15 protein-coding genes are annotated in these 18,252 nt (G+C 65.2%); 4 read left to right on the top strand and 11 right to left on the bottom strand.

Annotation, left to right across the window (positions count from 1 at the left end):
• Positions 1–31: 31 nt before the first annotated feature.
• Positions 32–1,834, bottom strand: coding sequence for an MOSC N-terminal beta barrel domain-containing protein (locus AB5Y91_RS18290; protein ID WP_368170461.1), 1,803 nt, complete (start codon positions 1,832–1,834; stop codon positions 32–34).
• 352 nt (positions 1,835–2,186) lie between these two features.
• Here AB5Y91_RS18290 and AB5Y91_RS18285 point away from each other — a divergent pair, with 352 nt between their 5' ends.
• Both AB5Y91_RS18285 and nifJ read left to right on the top strand, forming a co-directional pair.
• Entirely contained in the window at positions 2,187–3,833 is a 1,647-nt protein-coding gene (locus tag AB5Y91_RS18285) for an NAD(P)-binding protein (protein ID WP_368170460.1), read from the top strand.
• Positions 3,830–7,435, top strand: coding sequence for a pyruvate:ferredoxin (flavodoxin) oxidoreductase (nifJ, locus tag AB5Y91_RS18280; protein ID WP_368170459.1), 3,606 nt, complete (start codon positions 3,830–3,832; stop codon positions 7,433–7,435). The genes AB5Y91_RS18285 and nifJ overlap by 4 nt, the downstream gene beginning before the upstream one ends.
• A gap of 162 nt (positions 7,436–7,597) precedes the next feature.
• Here nifJ and AB5Y91_RS18275 read toward each other — a convergent pair whose 3' ends face one another.
• The 6 genes from AB5Y91_RS18275 to AB5Y91_RS18250 all read right to left on the bottom strand — a co-directional run bounded on the left by AB5Y91_RS18275 (position 7,598) and on the right by AB5Y91_RS18250 (position 12,898).
• Positions 7,598–7,813, bottom strand: coding sequence for a YdcH family protein (locus tag AB5Y91_RS18275; protein ID WP_005313020.1), 216 nt, complete (start codon positions 7,811–7,813; stop codon positions 7,598–7,600).
• 286 nt (positions 7,814–8,099) lie between these two features.
• Positions 8,100–8,690: a hypothetical protein gene (locus AB5Y91_RS18270; RefSeq protein WP_368170458.1), complete on the bottom strand. Its 591-nt coding sequence runs from the start codon at positions 8,688–8,690 to the stop codon at positions 8,100–8,102.
• Positions 8,691–8,701: 11 nt separating this feature from the next.
• The gene (locus AB5Y91_RS18265) at positions 8,702–10,048 is read right to left on the bottom strand and encodes an MATE family efflux transporter (protein ID WP_106887407.1); all 1,347 of its coding nucleotides are present in this window, start codon (positions 10,046–10,048) and stop codon (positions 8,702–8,704) included.
• A gap of 142 nt (positions 10,049–10,190) precedes the next feature.
• Positions 10,191–12,014, bottom strand: coding sequence for a SulP family inorganic anion transporter (locus AB5Y91_RS18260; RefSeq protein ID WP_106887406.1), 1,824 nt, complete (start codon positions 12,012–12,014; stop codon positions 10,191–10,193).
• Positions 12,015–12,084: 70 nt separating this feature from the next.
• Positions 12,085–12,651: a nucleotidyltransferase family protein gene (locus AB5Y91_RS18255; RefSeq protein WP_368170457.1), complete on the bottom strand. Its 567-nt coding sequence runs from the start codon at positions 12,649–12,651 to the stop codon at positions 12,085–12,087.
• The gene (locus AB5Y91_RS18250) at positions 12,641–12,898 is read right to left on the bottom strand and encodes a GNAT family N-acetyltransferase (RefSeq protein WP_289975633.1); all 258 of its coding nucleotides are present in this window, start codon (positions 12,896–12,898) and stop codon (positions 12,641–12,643) included. The genes AB5Y91_RS18255 and AB5Y91_RS18250 overlap by 11 nt, the downstream gene beginning before the upstream one ends.
• Before the next feature lie 146 nt (positions 12,899–13,044).
• On the opposite strand from AB5Y91_RS18250, the gene cysM reads away from it, so the two are divergent.
• Positions 13,045–13,947 carry a cysteine synthase CysM gene (gene cysM / locus AB5Y91_RS18245; protein ID WP_368170456.1) on the top strand — a complete coding sequence of 301 codons (903 nt, stop codon included), beginning with the start codon at positions 13,045–13,047 and terminating at the stop codon, positions 13,945–13,947.
• A 15-nt stretch (positions 13,948–13,962) separates the two neighbouring features.
• Here cysM and AB5Y91_RS18240 read toward each other — a convergent pair whose 3' ends face one another.
• The 4 genes from AB5Y91_RS18240 to AB5Y91_RS18225 are packed head-to-tail and all read right to left on the bottom strand — an operon-like array spanning position 13,963 to position 17,690.
• Complete coding sequence (locus AB5Y91_RS18240) at positions 13,963–15,147, bottom strand: iron-containing alcohol dehydrogenase (protein ID WP_368170455.1); 1,185 nt, start codon at positions 15,145–15,147, stop codon at positions 13,963–13,965.
• A gap of 17 nt (positions 15,148–15,164) precedes the next feature.
• Positions 15,165–15,674: an SCP2 sterol-binding domain-containing protein gene (locus tag AB5Y91_RS18235; RefSeq protein WP_111911239.1), complete on the bottom strand. Its 510-nt coding sequence runs from the start codon at positions 15,672–15,674 to the stop codon at positions 15,165–15,167.
• Positions 15,664–16,254 carry a TetR/AcrR family transcriptional regulator gene (locus AB5Y91_RS18230; RefSeq protein ID WP_368170454.1) on the bottom strand — a complete coding sequence of 197 codons (591 nt, stop codon included), beginning with the start codon at positions 16,252–16,254 and terminating at the stop codon, positions 15,664–15,666. Before AB5Y91_RS18230 ends, AB5Y91_RS18235 begins: the two co-directional genes overlap by 11 nt.
• An 8-nt stretch (positions 16,255–16,262) precedes the next feature.
• Positions 16,263–17,690 (bottom strand): coniferyl aldehyde dehydrogenase, encoded by a 1,428-nt coding sequence (locus AB5Y91_RS18225; protein ID WP_368170453.1) that lies wholly within the window; start codon positions 17,688–17,690, stop codon positions 16,263–16,265.
• A gap of 212 nt (positions 17,691–17,902) precedes the next feature.
• On the opposite strand from AB5Y91_RS18225, the gene AB5Y91_RS18220 reads away from it, so the two are divergent.
• Positions 17,903–18,196 (top strand): hypothetical protein, encoded by a 294-nt coding sequence (locus tag AB5Y91_RS18220; protein WP_106887398.1) that lies wholly within the window; start codon positions 17,903–17,905, stop codon positions 18,194–18,196.
• Positions 18,197–18,252: the final 56 nt, after the last annotated feature.

Below are 18,252 nucleotides of genomic sequence, written 5' to 3'. Positions count from 1 at the left end.
GATGGCGCCGCCCCCTGGCGGCGCCATCCTCTTATTTGATCACCAGATCGGTCAGCGGCACGGCGCAGCAGGTGAGGATCTTGCCCGCGGCCCGCTCGGCGGCTGTGATGGCCGGGGCGTCCGGGTGATCCACCTCCCCTTCGAGCAGGGTCTGCTTGCAACTGCCGCAGATGCCGGCGCGGCAGCTCCAGGGCAGTTCAACCCCCTGCTTGTGGGCCTGATCCAGTATGGTGCCCTGGTTGTTGCCAGCGAAGGTCTGCTCGCCGATGCGCAGCTGCACCGCCTTGTGGGGACGGGCCACCGAGAGGATGGCCCCGCCAAAGCTCTCCTGCCGGATGCGCTCGGCAGCGACCCCTTGCTCCTGCAGCAGCTTGACCGCCTCGCTCATAAAGCCGTGGGGGCCGCACAGGAAGATCTCCCGCGCCAGCAGATCCCTGACCTGCGCGAGGTGCCCCTTGCCAAGGCGACCGCTCATGCCCTGCCAGTGCGCATCGGGCTGGCTCAGGATCAGGGTCAGCTGCATGCCGGACTGACTCATGGCGTGCAGCTCGGCGGCGGCCGGAATGTCGGCCTCACTGCGGCACAGATGCATAAAGTGCACGTCGCCGAGTTCGTGTCTGAGATGCAGGGTGCGGGCTATCGACAGCATGGGGGTGACGCCTGAGCCCGCCGAGAGCAGCAGCAGCTTGCGCTCGGTGCCGAGGTGAAACTCCCCGGCCGGGGGGGCGGCCAGCAGGTGGTCGCCCACGCTCAGCTCATGGTGCATCCAGGGGGAGATACGGCCATCGGCCAGCTTCTTGACGCTGATGCTGTAACGCTCGGGCCTCTCCGGGGTGGAGCTCAGGGTGTAGCGGCGCTGTTGCCTCTCCCCCTTGATGTCGAGGCTGATGGGCAGGTGCTGGCCCGGCAGATAGTCGGGCAGGGGCTCGCCGTCGGCGGCCTCGAACCAGAAGGTTTCCAGATCCCGGGCCAGGGGCTCGCGGGCGACGCAGACCAGCTCCCGCTTCTTCGGCGCCGCATTGGGGTAGACGGGGGGGCGGGTGCTCTCCAGCACCTCGATCTCGCTGCCCGCCTCAATCCAGCCCTCGTTCAGCGCCACCAGATTCTGGCCGAAATAGACATCTCCATCCTCGCCACGGCGGTAACGGGTGAGGGTGGCGAGCGGCTCTTTCAGGGCGTTGAAGCGATCCGTGCCTGCCTCCACAGTGGTCATGATGCAGCGGCTGCAGGGCTTGGCCACCAGAAACTCCACCTCGCCGATGCGGATCCGCTTCCAGCCATCCTCCTCGAAGGGGCGGGTGCCGCTCGCCACCAGGTTGGTCCTAAACTGGCTCATCTGATGCAGGGCATCGGATCTCAGGTTGAGGTCATCCAGCGAACTCTGGCTGATCAGCAGCAGGGGATAGCCGTCGGCAAAGCTGACCCGGGTACCGGTTTTCTCCCGAAAACGGTCAGAGGTTTCGCCGAGCCAGAGCAGGCGAACCGGCTCACCCGCCACCTGGCTCAGCCACTCATCGGCCTGGGCCTGGGTGTGCAGGGCATGGAAGCTGTCGCCCCAGACCCCGGTGGCCTGGGGGGCGCGGCTGAAGTCGGCTTCCTGCAACCTGAGCTGCGCCATTCCCGGGTAACGCAGTTGCAGGCCGCCCTCCACCGGGGTGGCCGTCACCAGTTGCAACTGGGGATGGGTGCGGGCCGTGATGAAGCTGCCGTCCGGCTTGACCACCATGTAGCGGCGATCCCCCAGCAGCCCCTCCTCGGTCACCCAGGCACGGGTTAGCGGCATGCCCGCCGTCGATTTGATGGGGTAGAGATGTATGCTGGCGAGGCTGGGCATGTCAGGGTCCTTGTGCTGTGGCGATTCCAGTGAAGAGGGCAAGATAACGATTCCTGCCCCGTGCGGCAATCCTCTCTTGCCCCCCATCATGGGGGGCCGGCGAGGAGGCTCCTGACCGGTGCCCGCCAGCGGCGCCATGTGATCGGGGTCGTATCCCGGGGGAAACTCCTCATAAAGTGCAACATTTATTGATCCTGATCCCCAGGCGCGTACAAAAAACGGCCCATCATCGAGCCAGCTTCCAGTTTCTGACGCTTTCGCTTCTTCCCTCTCCGGCCACCGTCTGCCCTGGCAACACGGTATCAAGTGCATTCGGATGGGGCCTGTTACCCAACAAAGAAGAAAGCAATGTATGAGCAAACAACTGGATATGACCCCACAGCCGGATCTCTCCCAGAAGACGGGAACGGGCCCGGTCTGCACCCGGCTGCCCGTCTGGCAGCCGGCCCTGCCACCCTGCAATCACGCCTGTCCGGCCGGCGAGAATATCCAGGCCTGGCTTGCCCTGGCCGAAGCGGGCCGCTTCGAGGCGGCCTGGCAGACGCTTGTCGAAGAGAACCCACTGCCCGCCGTCCATGGCCGGGTCTGCTATCACCCCTGCGAGAGCGCCTGCAACCGCGCCCAGGTGGACGATGCCGTCTCCATTCATGCCATCGAGCGTTTCCTCGGCGACGAGGCGCTGGCCAAGGGCTGGCTGCCTGCAACCCCGGCGCCCGCCAGCGGCAAGAAGGTGCTGGTGATAGGCGCCGGGCCCTCCGGTCTGTCCTGCGCCTGGCATCTCAATCGGCTCGGCCATCGGGTGGAGATCCGTGAGGCGGGGCCGCTCGCCGGCGGCATGCTGCGCTTCGGTATTCCCGCTTACCGTCTGCCCCGCGATGTGCTGGACAGGGAGGTGGCCCGCATCCTGGCCGCCGGAGTGACGCTGACCCTCAACCACAAGGTGGAGGATGTGCTGCGCGAGCGCGACCAGGGGGGCTTTGACGCCGTCTTTATGGCCATAGGCGCCCATCTGGCCAAGCGGGTCGATATTCCGGCCCGGGAGGCGGGCAAGATCCTCGATGCGGTGAGTTTCCTCGAGCAGGCGAGTCTGGCCGAAGAGCAGGGCTTGCCGCCCCCCAAACTGGGACGGCGGGTGGCTATCTACGGCGGCGGCAATACCGCCATGGACGCGGCTCGCACCGCCCGCCGCCTTGGTGTTGAAGAGGCGATGATCATCTACCGCCGCGACCGGGACCATATGCCGGCCCACGCCTTCGAAGCCCTTGAGGCCGAGGAGGAGGGGATCAAGATCAACTGGCTGCGCAGCATTCGCCAGCTCGACAACACCCATATCGAAGTGGAGGTGATGGCGCTAGATGCTGAGGGCAAGCCGGTGCCCACCGGCAAGTTTGAAACACTCGAAGCAGACTCCCTCATTCTGGCGCTCGGTCAGGAGGTGGACTTGAGCGTGCTGGAGAGCATTCCCGGTGTGCGGGTCAACAAGGAGGGGGTGGTGCAGGTGGCGGGCAACCTGATGACGGATGTGCCGGGTCTGTTTGCGGGTGGCGACATGGTGCCCTCCGAGCGCACCGTCACCATAGCCACCGGTCACGGCAAGAAGGCGGCGCGCCACATGGATGCCTGGCTGCGCGGTCGCCACTACCACAAACCGCTCTCCTACCCGCTGGTTGGGCCCGAGCAGCTGCAGCTCTGGTTCCAGACCCATGCGCCCGCCAGCAGTCAGCCGGTCAAACCGGCGTGGGCGCGGGACGACTTTGGCGAGATCATCAGCGGGCTGGATGAGGTGGCCGCCCGTTACGAGGCGGCGCGCTGCTACTCCTGCGGCAACTGCTTCGAGTGCGACGGCTGCTATGGCAGTTGCCCCGAGCAGGCCATCGCCAAGCTGGGGCCGGGCAAGGGCTATCGGGTGGATGCGGATCGTTGCACCGGCTGCGGTGCCTGCCACGACCAGTGCCCCTGCCACGCCATAGCGCTGCGCCAACCGGAGGAGTCCCAATGAAACATGAACTGATCATGGTCGATGGCAACGAAGCCGCGGCCCGGGTGGCGTACCAGCTGAGCGAAGTGTGCGCCATCTACCCCATCACCCCGAGCTCGACCATGGCCGAACTGGCCGATGCCTGGGCGGCGGAGGGACAGACCAACCTCTGGGGCAACATCCCCACTGTGGTGGAGATGCAGAGTGAAGGGGGGGCGGCCGGGACTGTACACGGTGCCCTGCAGGCGGGGGCGCTTGCCACCACCTTCACTGCCAGTCAGGGGCTGATGTTGATGCTGCCCAACATGTACAAGATCGCCGGTGAATTGACCGCTGCCGTGTTCCATGTGGCGGCCCGCTCGCTGGCGGCGCAGGGGCTCTCTATCTTTGGCGACCATCAGGATGTGATGGCGGCGCGCAGCACCGGCTTTGCCATGCTCGCCTCCGGCTCTGTGCAGGAGGCGCAGGACTTGGCCTTGGTTGCCCACAGCGTCACCCTGCAGTGCCGGGTGCCCTTCATCCACTTCTTCGACGGCTTCCGTACCTCCCACGAGGTGAACAAGATCACGGCCCTGCATAGAGACGAGATCCGTGCCCTTGTCGACAACGACTGGGTGCGGGCCCACCGCGCCCGGGCCCTCAACCCGGATCACCCTGTGATGCGCGGCACCGCCCAGAACCCGGACACCTATTTCCAGTCCCGCGAGAGCGTCAACCTCTTCTACGAAGCGGTGCCGGCGCGGGTGCAGCAGTGCATGGACAAGCTGGGATCCCTCACCGGCCGCCACTATCGGCTGGTGGAGTATCACGGCGCAACCGATGCCACCGACGTCATAGTGCTGATGGGCTCGGGGGCGGCCACCGCCCGCACCACGGTCGACTGGCTCAACCGGCAAGATCGCAAGACAGGGGTGCTGGTGGTGCGCCTCTATCGTCCCTTCCCGGTACAGGCGCTGCTGGATGCCCTGCCCGCCAGCGTGCGGCGCATGGCGGTGCTGGATCGCACCAAGGAGCCGGGGGCGGGCGGCGAGCCGCTGCTACTGGATGTGCAGAGCGCGCTGATCGACGGCTTGCAGCGCGGCCTTATCAAGCGGCTGCCCTGGCTCAGTGGCGGTCGCTACGGTCTCTCTTCCAAGGAGTTCACCCCCGCCATGTGCGCCGCCGTGTTCGAGGAGCTGGCATCCGATGCGCCGCGCCCGCGTTTCACCGTGGGGATTGTCGATGATGTCTCGGGCCTCAGTCTGGCCTGGCACCCCATCGGCGATCTGGAGCCCGCCAGCCGGGTGCGGGCCCTGTTTTTTGGCCTTGGCGCAGACGGCACGGTCGGCGCCAACAAGAACAGCATCAAGATCATCGGCGAGCTGGAGGGGTTCCACGCCCAGGGCTACTTCGTCTACGACTCCAAGAAGTCGGGCTCGCGCACCGTCTCCCACCTGCGCTTTGGCCCCGAGCCCATAGACGCGCCCTGGCTTATCGAGCAGGCGAGCTTTATCGGCTGCCACCAGTGGGGCTTTGTCGAATCGGTCGATCTGCTGGAGCACGCCGCCCAAGGGGCGACCCTGCTGCTCAATGCCCCCTGTGAGGCAAGCCAAGTCTGGGCCCAACTGCCCGAGCGGCTGCGCGCCCGTATCCGCGCCCTCAATATCCAGCTCTACTGCATCGATGGGGATCGGGTGGCCGAGCAAAACGGCATGGGCAATCGCATCAACACCATTATGCAGACCTGCTTCTTCGCGCTGGCCGGGGTGCTGCCACGGGACGAGGCCATTGCGCTGATCAAGGAGAGCATCGAGAAGAGTTATGCCCGCAAGGGGCCCGAGGTGGTGGCGCGCAACTTCGCGGCCGTGGACGATACCCTGGCTCACCTCTGCAAGGTGGCGATCCCGGCCGGTGACGAGCAGATCAGCGACTATCCGCTGCCGCTGGCACCGGGGGGCAGCGACTTTGTCCAGCGGGTCACTGGCGAGATGCTGGCGGGGCGCGGCGATCTGATCCCCGTCTCCATGCTGCCGGTGGATGGTACTTACCCCACCGCCACCAGCCGCTTCGAGAAGCGGGATATCGCCCGCGAGCTCCCCATCTGGCACTCCGATATCTGCATTCAGTGCGGCAACTGCGTCTTTGTCTGCCCCCACGCGGCGCTGCGGGCCAAGTTCTACCATCAGGACTGGCTGGCAAATGCCCCCGAGGCAGCCCAGTCGGTGCCCGTCACCGCCAAGGGCTTCCCCGACAGCCGCTACACCCTGCAACTCTATCCGGAGGATTGCACCGGTTGCGGCCAGTGCGTGCAGGCCTGTCCGGTACGGGTCGGAGCGGATGCCCGCCATCAAGGCGAGAGTGCAGAAGGAGAAAGCCATGAAGGTGAGCGCGCCATCACCATGATGGACAAGGCGCCGCATCTGGCTGGCCAGAAACAGGCGCTGCGCTGGTTCGAGAGCCTGCCCTGGCCTGCCCGCGAGCGGGTGGATTTCTCCACGGTGCGCGGTGCCCAGTTCCTGGAACCCCTGTTCGAGTTCTCCGGCGCTTGCGCTGGCTGTGGCGAGACCCCTTACCTCAAGCTGCTGACCCAGCTGTTTGGCGATCGCATGCTGGTGGCCAATGCCACCGGCTGCTCCTCCATCTATGGCGGCAACCTGCCGACCACCCCCTGGGCCAAGAACGGTGAAGGGAAGGGGCCAGCCTGGTCCAACTCCCTGTTCGAGGACAATGCCGAGTTTGGCTTTGGTTTTCGTCTCACCGCCGATCAGCATCATGGTCAGGCGGTTGCCGCCCTCAAGGCGATGAAGGGGGAGCTGGGGGAGGCATTGGTCGAGTCGCTTATCAACGCCCCGCAGCGGCTGGAGTCTGAGATCCGCGCCCAGCGGGGCCGGGTGGCCCAAGTGCGGGAGCGGCTGGAAGAGGTGAAATCCGGCAAGGCCCGCGAGCTGCTGTCCCTCATCGATCAGCTGGTGCGCCGCTCGGTCTGGATCGTCGGCGGCGACGGCTGGGCCTATGACATCGGCTCGGCGGGGCTCGATCATGTGCTCGCCTCCGGGCGGGATGTGAACGTGTTGGTGATGGATACCGAGGTCTACTCCAACACCGGCGGCCAGATGTCGAAATCGACCCCGCTCGGTGCCGTCGCCAAGTTCGCGGCGGGGGGCAAGGCGCTGGCCAAGAAGGATGTGGCGTTGCAGGCCATCTCCTACGGCAACGTCTATGTTGCCCGCATCGCCTTTGGTGCCAATCCGCAGCAGACGCTGCAGGCCCTGCGCGAAGCCGAGGCCTATCCGGGGCCGTCGCTGATCATCGCCTACAGCCATTGTATCGCTCACGGCATCGATATGGAGCAGGGGTTGGCCCAACAGAAGCGGGCGGTGGATTCGGGCCATTGGCCGCTGATGCGCTACAACCCTGTATTGCGCAGCGCTGGGCAGAACCCCTTCAGCCTCGACAGCCTGCGCCCCTCCATTCCACTCGCCGAGTACAGGGCGGAGGAGAACCGCTACCGGGTGCTGGCCCAGAGCCATCCAGAAGAGGCCGAGCGGCTGATGCAGGTGGCACAGCAGGTAGTCTGGCAGAGGTGGGCCACCTACGAGGAGATGGCCACCCGCGAGGCCAGCCATTTCCATCCGCCGGTGTGATGAAGGGGTGAGTGAAAGACAACCAAGCGGGCCATTGGCCCGCTTCTTTGCTTCCGATGTCAAAGGGGGAGTGGCCCCGCACCGTCGTGAGCGGGCAATAAAAAGCCCGGCTTTAAGCCGGGCTGGGGGATAAGTTGCTTATCCGGGTATTCGTCGAGGCGTCTAGTGTGGATGTTGTTTGAGGATGTCGTATATCTCCTCTTTCAGTTTAAGTTTCTGTTTTTTCAGATCCTTCACCTCGGAGCTGTAATCGCTGGCGTGATGTTTTTCCAGCTTCCTGATCTCCGCATCCAGGTCGTTGTGCAAGTCAAACTTCTTTTGGAAATGGACATCACTGCTCTTCAGTTTCGAGATGAGATCTCTGTACTCAGGGAACATGTAATGAAGCCTCCTTGGTGTCGTTTGATTGTGCCTTGACCTTCAAACTACCCCTTCCCTCGGGAGATAAATGTGATCCTGATCCAATTTGGGGCAACGGATTTGCTGCATCTGGCGGATGATTTTTAACTGATTGAATCACAAGCAAATAAGTGATTTATGAGGAGGGCAGAGAGGAGGGAATCGGGATCCTGTTCACAGTTGTGACGCTTTGATGACGGCAGGCGTGCGCCAGGCGGGCAGCAAGAAGGGGCGCAAGGCCCCTTCTTCAAAAGCAGTGCCGTCTTTACTCTTTTTTCTTTTTCTTCTCGGGCAGTGGCTGACCGTCTCGGGCAATCACCTTGCCTACCTCGAAGCCTATCTGGGCCGCCAGCTCTTCCAGATCCGGGGACTTGGCCTCGTTGCCGATGGCGTACTGGTAGTTGGCTATGGTGATCTTCTCGGCCACCGGGGTGCCCGGCACTATGGGCTCACGCCAGCCCTGGCCAACATGGGCCACCAGGGTGCCGTTCATGATGAGCTCGCCGACTATCTCCTGGGTGGGGATGCCCTTGCCGTAGGTCAGGCCCTGTGGGTGTTTCTTGCCCACCAGGGGTTCGGTGCTTGCGGGCACCAGCTTGGTGCGGATCAGCCACTTGGGATCCTTGTGCTTGCCCACCGCCTTGCCGGTCTGGTACTCGTTGATCTTGATGGTCTTGATCATCTGGGCCATGAAGTCCTTGGTCAGGGCCTTCTGCGCCTCGCTGGTCTGGTCGATGACGATGGGGGCCACGTACCAGGTCTGGGGGGCTTGCGCCTTGGGGGCCGCCGGGGCGGTTTGTGCCATGGCGAGCGGGCTGAGCAGGATGGCCGCCAACAAGAGTCCGATTTTCTTCATTGTGATTCCGCTTATGTTTCGACAAGAATTTTGTTTTGCCAGCGACGACTGCGCCAGCGCCAGAACATGGCCAGACCGCGAACCCACTCGTCGCAGGCCAGCGCCAACCAGATGCCTACCAGGCCATAGCCCTGCATGATACCAAGGAAATAGGCCAGGGGAACGGCAATGCCCCACATGGAGACGAGCGCCATATAGAGCGGGAAACGGGCATCCCCGGTGGCACGCAGGGCGTTGATCACCACCAGGTTGAAGGTGCGGCCGGGTTCGAGGATGAGGCTGATGAGGAAGAGCTGCGCCACCTGGGTGATGATGTCTGCATCGTCGGTGAACAGGCTGATGATGGCACGTCCGTTCAGGGCCGCGGCTATGGCAATCAGGCTGGTGACGATGAGGCCGAGCTTGAGGCTCTTGATGAGCTGGCGATAGGCCTGCTCGAAGCGACGGGCCCCCGCCAGGTGGCCGATGATGATCTCGTTGCCAAGGCCGATGGAGAGGCCGAACAGCAGGATGAACAGGCAGATCTGAAAGAAGTAGGACTGGGTCGCCAGCGCCTTGTCGCCGAGCAGGCCGACGAAGGCCGTCACCACCATGAACTGCAGCATCCAGGAGAGGTTCTCCCCGGCCGCCGGCAGGCCTATGTGCAGCACCTTGTCCAGCATGACCTTGCTTGGCCGAAGGATCTCCGGCAGCCGCAGCCGTATGCCGGTCTTGCGCGCCACCAGCCACACCAGCAGCACCACGCCGACGATGCGCCCCACCACAGTGCTGATGGCGACCCCGGCGACCCCGAGTTGAGGCAGGCCGAACCAGCCATAGAGCAGCAGCAGGTTGCCGACGAAGGTGATGAGGTTGACGATCAGGGTCACGTACATGGCCTGACGGGTGTGGCCATGGGCGCGCAGGGTGGCGGCCAGGCAGAGCGCCGCCGCCTCCGGCAACAGGCACAGCCCGATGATCTGCAGGTAAAGGGTGGCATCCCCCATCAGGTGGGCGGGCAGGTTCATCAGCGCCAGCATGGTGCTGGCACCGGCCATAACCCCGACTGCGGCCACCAGCCCCACCAGCAGGTTGAAGCCGATGGCGGTGTGGATGACCACGCGCGCCTTCTCTCTATCCCCCGCCCCCAGATACTGGGTGATCACCACGCTGGTGCCTATGCTGACGAAGCTGAACAAGGTGATGGCGAGATCGAACACCTGGTTGCCGACCGCCAGTGCCGCCACCCCCTGATAGGAGACGTGGCCCACCATGAAGGTGTTGAGGGCCCCGGTCAGGAAGTGCAGGGCGAGATCGATGAACAGTGGCCAGGTCAGGGCGAAGAGGGTGCCCGGGCCCGCGTGGGATTGAGTCTGCATGGGATGTCCAAATACTGGGGATGGCCCTCGTCAGCGCCATCTGGACGGGCATTTAACACCAAGCGGGTGCGGGGTGCAATCCTGCCCTGAGCAAAGAGGGTGCTGGCCCGGCACCCTCTCGCAGTCTGGTGGCGCGCCGCAGTCAGACCGGGGTGGCGCCCGCTTCCTGCTCGCAGGGCCGGGTGAGGCGTGCCGAGTCCGGTAGCGTCTCATCCTGGGGCCAGCGGGAGAGCAGGGTATCAGTGGTGCTCTCCACCACCTCGTCATCCTTGAACACAGGCTCCCGGTAGCAGCGGGTCAGGCGCAGGGCCTGATACATGTCGGGACTGAGAATGACCCCCTCGTCCCCGATCCGGATCCCCGCCTGCTTGAGCCACTGGGTCATCTGGCCGTGGCGACCGGCCATCACCATGTGGATGCCGCGGCGCCTGAGCTCCTTGTGCAGCTCCCCCACCATGCTCATCACGCTGATGTCCTGGTGGGTGAAGCAGGCCACAGCATCCACGATGAGGCACTTGGGATTGTGGGGATCCTGCACCAGCAGCGCCAGCACCCGCCGCTTGAAGTAGGGGGCGTTGAAGTAAGTGAGCGGCGAGTTGAAGCGATAGACCAGGATGCCGGGAATCGCCTTGGCCTGCTCGTTGTCCCCCAGGGTGCGCACCACCCCTTCATCGTCCATGCCGAGCAACTGATCGGTGGGGCGCATCACGTTGCGCAGGAACTGGAACAGCCCCAGCAAGACCGCGAGGGTGATCCCCGGGATCACCCCCATGGTGAGCACGCTGATAAAGGTGATGAGCGCCAGCCAGAAGGCGGCGCGGTCCGAGTCGCGCAGAGCCCAGAGGCCGCGAAAATCGGTGAGTGACAGGGAGGCCATCACCAGCACCACCCCGAGGGCGGCGGTGGGAATGAATTGCAGCGGCGCCGTCAGGTAGAAGGTGATGAGGGCGATCACAGCCGCGGCTATGATGGAGACCAGCTGGCTCTTGCCGCCGTTGGCGTCGTTGACCGCGGTGCGTGAATCCGCGCCGCTGATGGCAAAGCCCTGGGAGACAGCCGAGGCCAGGTTTGCCATGCCAAGGGCCCGAAACTCCTTGTCCGCATCGATTTCGTAGCCGTTCTTGGCGGCGAAGCTGCGGGCGGTGAGCATCATGGAGACGAAGCTCACCATGGCGAGGTTGAGCGCCGGCAGCACCAGCTCGCGCATCAGGCCGGGGGGGAACTCCGGCATCTGGAAGGCGGGCAGGCCCGAGCCCACGGCACCCAGGGTGGCGATATCGAACTGGCCGAGATTGAGGGCCCACACCAGTGCCGCCGTCACCACCATGGCCACCATGGAGGAGGGCCAGGATGGCCTGTAGCGCTTGGCCAGCAGCAGGGTGAGCAGGGCGGTCAGGCTCATGGCCAGGGTCGGCAGATGGGTCTGGGTAAGGTAGTCGGTGCCATTCAAGATCCGCTCGATGAGATAGCGCTCGCTGAAGGTGAAGCCGAAGATCTTGGAGAGCTGACTCACCATTATGGTGATGGCCACACCATTGAGCAGGCCCATCAGTATGGGGCGGGAGAGAAAGTCCGCCAGTACCCCCAGCTTGAAGCGGCTGGCGATCAGGCACCAGAAGCCAGTCATGGCGGTCATGGTCATCACCAGTTGCCACTGGCGGGTGGGGTCCCCGGCGGCGAGCGGTGTCACCACGGCGGCAATGACGGCGCAGGTGGCGGCATCCGGGCCGACGATGAGCTGGCGGGAGGTGCCAAAGAGGGCGTAGACCACCATGGGCAGTATGCAGGAGTAGAGGCCGACGATGGCGCCCACCCCGGCGAGCTCCGCATAGGCGATGGCCACGGGCAAGGCCACAGCCGCCACCGAGAGGCCAGCGCGAAGATCCGGCATCAGCCAGGCCCGCTGATATTGCAGCAGGGCGGCGAGGCCCGGCAGCCAGCGTTCGAGAGAGAAGAAGTCGCGCATTATTTAACCCATTGAGTTATAAACAGCTTTTTCTTAGTGTGCCCAAGGTTGTCGGCCCATTGCAATCCGGTTATGGCCAGTTCACCACCAGATCAGGCCAGATGCGCTGCCACTCTTTGTCCCTGATCCTGTCGATGAAGATCCGGCTCTCCTGTCGGCAGCGCGGATTGGCACTCACCTGCAGCGACCAGTTGTGGCCAAAGCCATGGGGCGCCAGCCACTCGAACTCATCGTTGGCCAGCAGCCTGACCCCGATGCAGGTGGGGACCTCCACCCAGTGACTGAGCGCTTCCAGCGAGCTGGCGAAGGGGGGGACCTGCTGGCGCACATGCATGCGCGCCTGATTACGCACCTCCCAATGCTGGCCCGGCACCCTGACGGCGAGCCAGGCTTCGTGCTCCCGTTCGGCTATACCGTCCGGGTCGCTGGGATCCAGATAGATGAGATCTATGTCGTTGAGGGGAGTGGGCTCGGCTTTTTGGTGCAGGTGATCCCAGATGAGGTTGCGCACAAAGCCCGCCCCCAGCGCCCAGTCCGGCAGGGCCAGCTCCCGCGCCGCCCAGAGGCAGGCCATGCGCAGGGGATCGGCCCGCAGCAGGGCCTCGGTGCGGGCTTGCAGCTGTGCCTCAACCCCCATGACGGCGCAGCCAGACGTCTATGTAGCTGCAGCTCGGCACTATGGTGAGCCCCTCTGCCTGGGCCCAGTCGTAGAAGCTGCGCGCCAGTTTGTCGGCAATGCCCTGTCCCCTCAGCTCGGACGGCACCTGGGTGCTGCAGGCATCGACAGTGCCCGCATCCAGCCAGCGGTAGCTGAGGCGAGAGGTCTTGCCGTCCACCACGCAGATGAATTGCTGCTGGTCGGCCTGATGAAGAATGTCGCTCATGGAGGCTCCTCAAAGGGTGGGGAAGGGGTATCAGAGCATGCTGGCCGGACTTTGCCAACAGTGCTCTTTGCGGGCCGAGGAGGCTCGCTTACACTGACCGGCCTGCGAGCGGCTCGTCAGGCAAGGTATAGAACAGTTAGCAGAGGATGGATCCCGTTATGGCCTTCGCCACCCTGGAAGATCTGATTGGCAATACCCCGTTGCTGCGCCTGCGCCGCATCAACCCCTATCCCGACGTGACCCTGCTGGTGAAGCTGGAGGGCAACAACCCCGCCGGCTCGGTCAAGGACAGGCCGGCCCTGAACCTCATCCGGGCGGCGGAGGCAAGTGGTCACTTAGTGCCAGGCGCGCGGCTTATCGAGGCCACCTCGGGCAATACCGGCATAGCGCTGGCCATGGTGGCGGCGGCCCGGGGGTACAGGATGCGCCTCGTCATGCCGAGCAACATGAGCCAGGAGCGGCGCGATGCCATGCAGGCCTATGGCGCCGAGCTGGTGCTGGTGGAAGAGGGCATGGAAGCCGCACGCGACCTCGCCCTCGCCATGCAGGCTCGCGGCGAGGGGCTGGTGCTCGATCAGTTCAACAACCCGGCCAACCCGGATGCCCACTATCAGTCGACCGGCCCGGAGATCTGGCGCCAGAGCGAGGGGGCAATCACTCACTTCGTCTCGGCCATGGGCACCACGGGCACCATAATGGGGGTCTCCCGCTACCTCAAGGAGCAGAACCCGGCGGTGCAGGTGATAGGCCTGCAACCGGCAGAGGGGAGCCAGATCCCGGGCATTCGCCGCTGGCCCGCCGCCTATATGCCCGCCATCTTCGAACCACAAAGGGTCGATCGGGTGCTGGATGTGACCCAGGAGGAGGCGCTCACCACCATGCGCCAGCTGGCACGGGAGGAGGGGATCTGCTGCGGGGTCAGCTCGGGGGGCGCCGTGGCCGGTGCGCTACGGGTGGCGGCCGAGCTCAGACAGGGGGTGGTGGTGGCCATCATCTGCGATCGGGGGGATCGCTATCTCTCCACCGGGGTCTTTACTCCGCCCTTCTGATCCTGCGCCCCGGGGTCATTCCCATACCTGCTCCAGCAGCGTCAGCAGCTGTTCCCTGTCCGCATCCTTACGGTTGTAGAGCAGGGCACCGTCGTTGATGGCGAGATCCCGGATATCCTTGAGCACTGCTCTGTCCGTCACCCCGGTTTCCGCCAGGGTGCGCGGCAGCCCCACCCCCTGCCAGAGACTGTCCCGCAGGGCGCAGAGTGCATCCAGGGCTGCCTGGGGGCGCAGGGCCTGTGGGGTGGCCGCGAAGCGCTCCGGCCCCGCCAGCGGCAACAGCAGGCGGGCCAGCTCGGTGTCTATCTGGGGCCTGTTGTAGTCGAGCACCGTGGGCAGGAAGAGGTTCATGCACAGGCCGTGGGGCAGGTGGCAGCGGGCCCCCAGACTGTGGCCGAGGGCGTGCACCAGCCCCACCATGGAGTTGGAAAAGGCCATGCCCGCCAGGGTGGAGCCCTCCGCCAGTTGCAGCCGCAGGGCCTTGTCTTCGGGGGCCAGCAGCACCTTGGGCAGGGCATCGGCTATCTTCTCCACCGCCATCAGGGCCAGGGCGTCGCTGACCGGGTTCTTGCCGTTGCCGATGAAGGCCTCGATGGCGTGGGTCATGGCGTCCATGGCGGTGGCGGCCGTGATGGGCAGCGGCAGCCCCTGGGTGAGGCGCGGGTCCAGCACCGCCAGCTGGGGCAGCAGGAAGGGGGAGGTGAAGGGCACCTTGCGCCCGCTCCCCTCGTCCCGGATCACCGCCACCAGTGTCACCTCGGAGCCGGTGCCCGCCGTGGTCGGCACCACAGCCAGCGGCTTGAGGGGCCGGGTCAGGCAACCTGCCCCCGCGTGATCCAGCAGCCGCTCCCCGCCCAGGGTGACCAGGATGTTGACCGCCTTGGCGGTATCTATGACGGAGCCGCCCCCCAGGGCCACCAGGCTGTCACAGCCGAGTTCCCGCCAGCGGGCGGCGATGCGCTCCACCACTGCGGTAGAGGAGTCGGCGGGGATCTGGTCCCAGATGGCGGCCACCGGCAGGCCCCCCTCCGCCAGCACATTGGCCAGCAGGGTGGCGAGCCCGCTGCCGCCGACCCCCTTGTCGGTGAGCAGCAGCGGACGGCGTGCCCCCAGCGCCATCAGCTCGTCCGGAAGTTGCTCCAGCGCCTGCTCCCCCGCCATCAACCTGACCGGACAGAAGAAATCGTAATAACGGCTCATGGTGTTCATCCTTCTCTTCAACCGGTCAGCAGACCCAGGTAGATGTGGCAGGCTCGCGTCAGCTTGTGGCGCGGGCTCGGGTAGTGGCGCAGCAGGGGCCGTGCGATGAAGGCCGGCAGGATCAGGGCTTGCAACTGCTCCAGCGCCCGCACCAGGTGCATGGCTGCACTGAGATCCCCCTCCACCAGCAGCCGGTTCTCGCAGAAGGCCTGATTGATGCCGAGGCGAAAGCTGAGGGCGCGAAAGGCGATGGCGGGGTGCTTGAAGCAGACGCGCAGCAGATGAGGGCTTGTTGCCCCCCGGGGCGCGGGGCCGCAGCGCCAGCGCCCGGCCCTCTTGTGCAGGGTCAGGCCATGAGGCAGCCCGTGAACCTCCAGCCGGATGCAGAGCCCCTCCGGCAGGGGGGCCAGCTCCCGGCGCACCGCCTCGTCGACCCGGGCGGCGCGGCACAGGGTGCGGCCGATGACCCAGAGCAGGCTCCCTATCCAGAGGCGCCTGCCGGTGGCGAGCAGGGGATCAAGCGTCATGAGGGCCTCCCGCTATGGCGGACCAGAAGAGGGCGAAGGCGCTGGCCTGCCAGTGGGGATCCTCCCCGAGCTCGGGTTGGTCCACAAAGAGGGAGGCGCAGGCCAGAAACTGGCTCTGGCACACCTCCAGCATCAGGACGGGGGGCGCCTGCATCAGCTCGCCGCTGGCCTGGCCCTGGCTCAGCAGGCGCGGCAGGAAGCGCAGTGTCTCCCCCAGGATCTGGCTGCGCAGGGATCTGGCCAGCAAGGGGGAGTGGAAGAACCCCAGCACGAACTTGAGTTCGTGGGGATGGGCCTGCATCCAGCTCATCGCCTGATGCCAGTAGTGGCGCGCCTGCTCCCTGAGGGGCAGGGCCGGATCCGCCTCGCTGATGGCGGCGCCAAGGCGCAGCTTGACGTCCTGATAGAGGCATTGGATCAACAGCTCCTTGCTGGGAAAGTGGTGAAACAGGGTGCCGTTGGCCACCCCGGCCGCCCGGGCGATGCGGGCGGTGGCGGCCCCCTGCAGGCCATCCTCGGCGCAGAGGGCAAGGGCGGCATCCAGGATCTGGCGGCGTTTGTCTGTCATGGGATCGCTCATGCTGCCTCCTAGCGCAGGAACAGGGCCATCATCAGCCGCTGGTACCAGCGCCGATAAGGGGGATGGATCAGGGTTCCGGCGCTGAAACGGCCGCGGCGCAGCACGGTTTTCGCCTTGGAGAAGGTGAGAAAGCCCTCGTGGCCGTGGTAGTGACCCATGCCGGAGGGGCCTATGCCGCCGAAGGGGGCGTCGTCCGCCGCCACCTGGAACAGGCACTCGTTGATGGCCATGCCACCGGCGTGGGTCTCCCGGATGAGGCGGCTCTGCAGCGCCGGATCCAGGCTCATCAGGTAGCAGGCGAGGGGGCGCGGGCGCGCCGCTATGTAGGCGAGGGCCTCGTCGATGCTGTCATAGGGCACCAGGGGCAGCAATGGGCCGAAGATCTCCTGCTGCATCAGCTGGCAGTGGCCGGGTACCTCGGTCAGCAGGTGGGGCACCAGGCGGCGGGCGCCGTCATCCCGGGCCGGCGAGGCGCAAGGGTGCACCTGGGCGCCCGCCTGCTTCGCCTCCGCCAGCCAGGCGGTGAGCCGCTCGTACTGGGCCCTGTTGATGATGGAGCCGTAATCCGGGCTATCCAGCCCCTTGGGATAGAGACGGCGAAAGTGCGCCTGATAGGCCTCGATAAAGGCCTGCTCCTGCCCCCGTGGCAGCAGCACATAGTCCGGGGCCACGCAGATCTGGCCGGCATTGAGGCTCTTGCCGAAGATCATCCGCTCCACCGCCAGGGCCAGCGGCATGTCGGGGGCGATGAGGCAGGGGCTCTTGCCACCGAGCTCCAGGGTGAGGGGGGTGAGCTGGGGGGCGGCGGCGGCCATCACCAGCCTGCCCACCGCAGTGGAGCCGGTGAACAGCAGATGATCGAAGGGGAGGGGGCTGAAGGCGGCCGCGAGTCCCGCGTCCCCCTCGATGACCACCACCTCGTCATCCCCAAACACCTGGGCCAGCAGGGTGCGCAATACGGCATTGGTATGGGGGGTGAACTCGGAGAGCTTGATCATGGCTCTGTTGCCGGCGGCGATGGCGCCGATGAGGGGCCCCAGGCTCAGCATCACAGGGAAGTTCCAGGGCACCATGATGCCGATGACGCCCAGAGGCTGATAGTGCACCTCGACCCTGGCGGGGGCCAGCAGCAGGCCGGGGTGGCGCCGTGCTGGCCTCATCCAGCCCTTGAGCCGTTTCAGGCTGTAGTTGATCTGCATGACGCAGGGCAGTATGTCGGCGACCAGGCTGTCGTAGTCGCTGCGCTGGCCATAGTCCAGGGCCAGGGCGTCGCACAGGGGTTGCTTGTGGGCGAGCAGGGCCCCCTTGAGTGCGCTCAGCCGGTTGCGGCGTTGCTCCAGGCTCGGCATGGGATGGGCCTGACAGGCCTGCTTGAGGCGGTTCACCTGCTCGGGCAGGGAGAACTTGTCTGGGGACTCTGTTCGTATGGCTTCCATGACATGCTCCGCACAAATATTGACCGACTGATTAGTCGGTCTAAGCCTACCGCCTTGTTGCCAGCTTGTAAACAAGGGCGTGCCAGAGCAAGGGCGGATGAGTGGGTTCTCCGATGGAACTGTGCTCGGCCACACAGTTTGGGGGTATCTCGATTGGTGAATTATCCAATAAGAGGTAGTTTTCAATCATCAACTCAAATGGAGAGCAGCACATGACCAGGGAATTGCACAGCCTGCTGGCCCGGCTGGACGATGTGATCGAGCGCATGCCGGACAGTTTCAACACCTATGAATTTGCCCAGAAGCTGGCGCTGCAACATCAGCGCGAGTATTTCGCCGCGGGGCACTCCCTGGCGGAGCAGGACAAAAACCTGCTGCGGCTGCTCCACGAGAAGATTGCCGAGGCGCTGGCAGCAAGCGATGGGCTGATCGAAGGGGCACTGCTGCCCTGCGTGACCCCCTGGGGCGAGCGGGCCACCTCGCCCCGCTGGCACCGCAAGCACTGAGCCTCTGCGCGTCACACAAAGAAGAAGGCCCCTCGGGGCCTTTTTGGTGTTCGTTG

Origin of the sequence: Aeromonas sp. R4-3 (assembly GCF_040908275.1) — a bacterium.
Classification (GTDB): Bacteria; Pseudomonadota; Gammaproteobacteria; order Enterobacterales; family Aeromonadaceae; genus Aeromonas; species Aeromonas rivipollensis.
Note: the sequence above shows the minus strand (reverse complement) of the source record. Positions and strands in the feature narration are given on the sequence as shown.

Coding starts and splice junctions, on each gene's coding strand:
- AB5Y91_RS18290 (WP_368170461.1), bottom strand. CDS start 1,834: ATGCCCAGCCTCGCCAGCATACATCTCTACCCCATCAAATCGACGGCG.
- AB5Y91_RS18285 (WP_368170460.1), top strand. CDS start 2,187: ATGAGCAAACAACTGGATATGACCCCACAGCCGGATCTCTCCCAGAAG.
- nifJ (WP_368170459.1), top strand. CDS start 3,830: ATGAAACATGAACTGATCATGGTCGATGGCAACGAAGCCGCGGCCCGG.
- AB5Y91_RS18275 (WP_005313020.1), bottom strand. CDS start 7,813: ATGTTCCCTGAGTACAGAGATCTCATCTCGAAACTGAAGAGCAGTGAT.
- AB5Y91_RS18270 (WP_368170458.1), bottom strand. CDS start 8,690: ATGAAGAAAATCGGACTCTTGTTGGCGGCCATCCTGCTCAGCCCGCTC.
- AB5Y91_RS18265 (WP_106887407.1), bottom strand. CDS start 10,048: ATGCAGACTCAATCCCACGCGGGCCCGGGCACCCTCTTCGCCCTGACC.
- AB5Y91_RS18260 (WP_106887406.1), bottom strand. CDS start 12,014: ATGCGCGACTTCTTCTCTCTCGAACGCTGGCTGCCGGGCCTCGCCGCC.
- AB5Y91_RS18255 (WP_368170457.1), bottom strand. CDS start 12,651: ATGGGGGTTGAGGCACAGCTGCAAGCCCGCACCGAGGCCCTGCTGCGG.
- AB5Y91_RS18250 (WP_289975633.1), bottom strand. CDS start 12,898: ATGAGCGACATTCTTCATCAGGCCGACCAGCAGCAATTCATCTGCGTG.
- cysM (WP_368170456.1), top strand. CDS start 13,045: ATGGATCCCGTTATGGCCTTCGCCACCCTGGAAGATCTGATTGGCAAT.
- AB5Y91_RS18240 (WP_368170455.1), bottom strand. CDS start 15,147: ATGAGCCGTTATTACGATTTCTTCTGTCCGGTCAGGTTGATGGCGGGG.
- AB5Y91_RS18235 (WP_111911239.1), bottom strand. CDS start 15,674: ATGACGCTTGATCCCCTGCTCGCCACCGGCAGGCGCCTCTGGATAGGG.
- AB5Y91_RS18230 (WP_368170454.1), bottom strand. CDS start 16,254: ATGAGCGATCCCATGACAGACAAACGCCGCCAGATCCTGGATGCCGCC.
- AB5Y91_RS18225 (WP_368170453.1), bottom strand. CDS start 17,690: ATGGAAGCCATACGAACAGAGTCCCCAGACAAGTTCTCCCTGCCCGAG.
- AB5Y91_RS18220 (WP_106887398.1), top strand. CDS start 17,903: ATGACCAGGGAATTGCACAGCCTGCTGGCCCGGCTGGACGATGTGATC.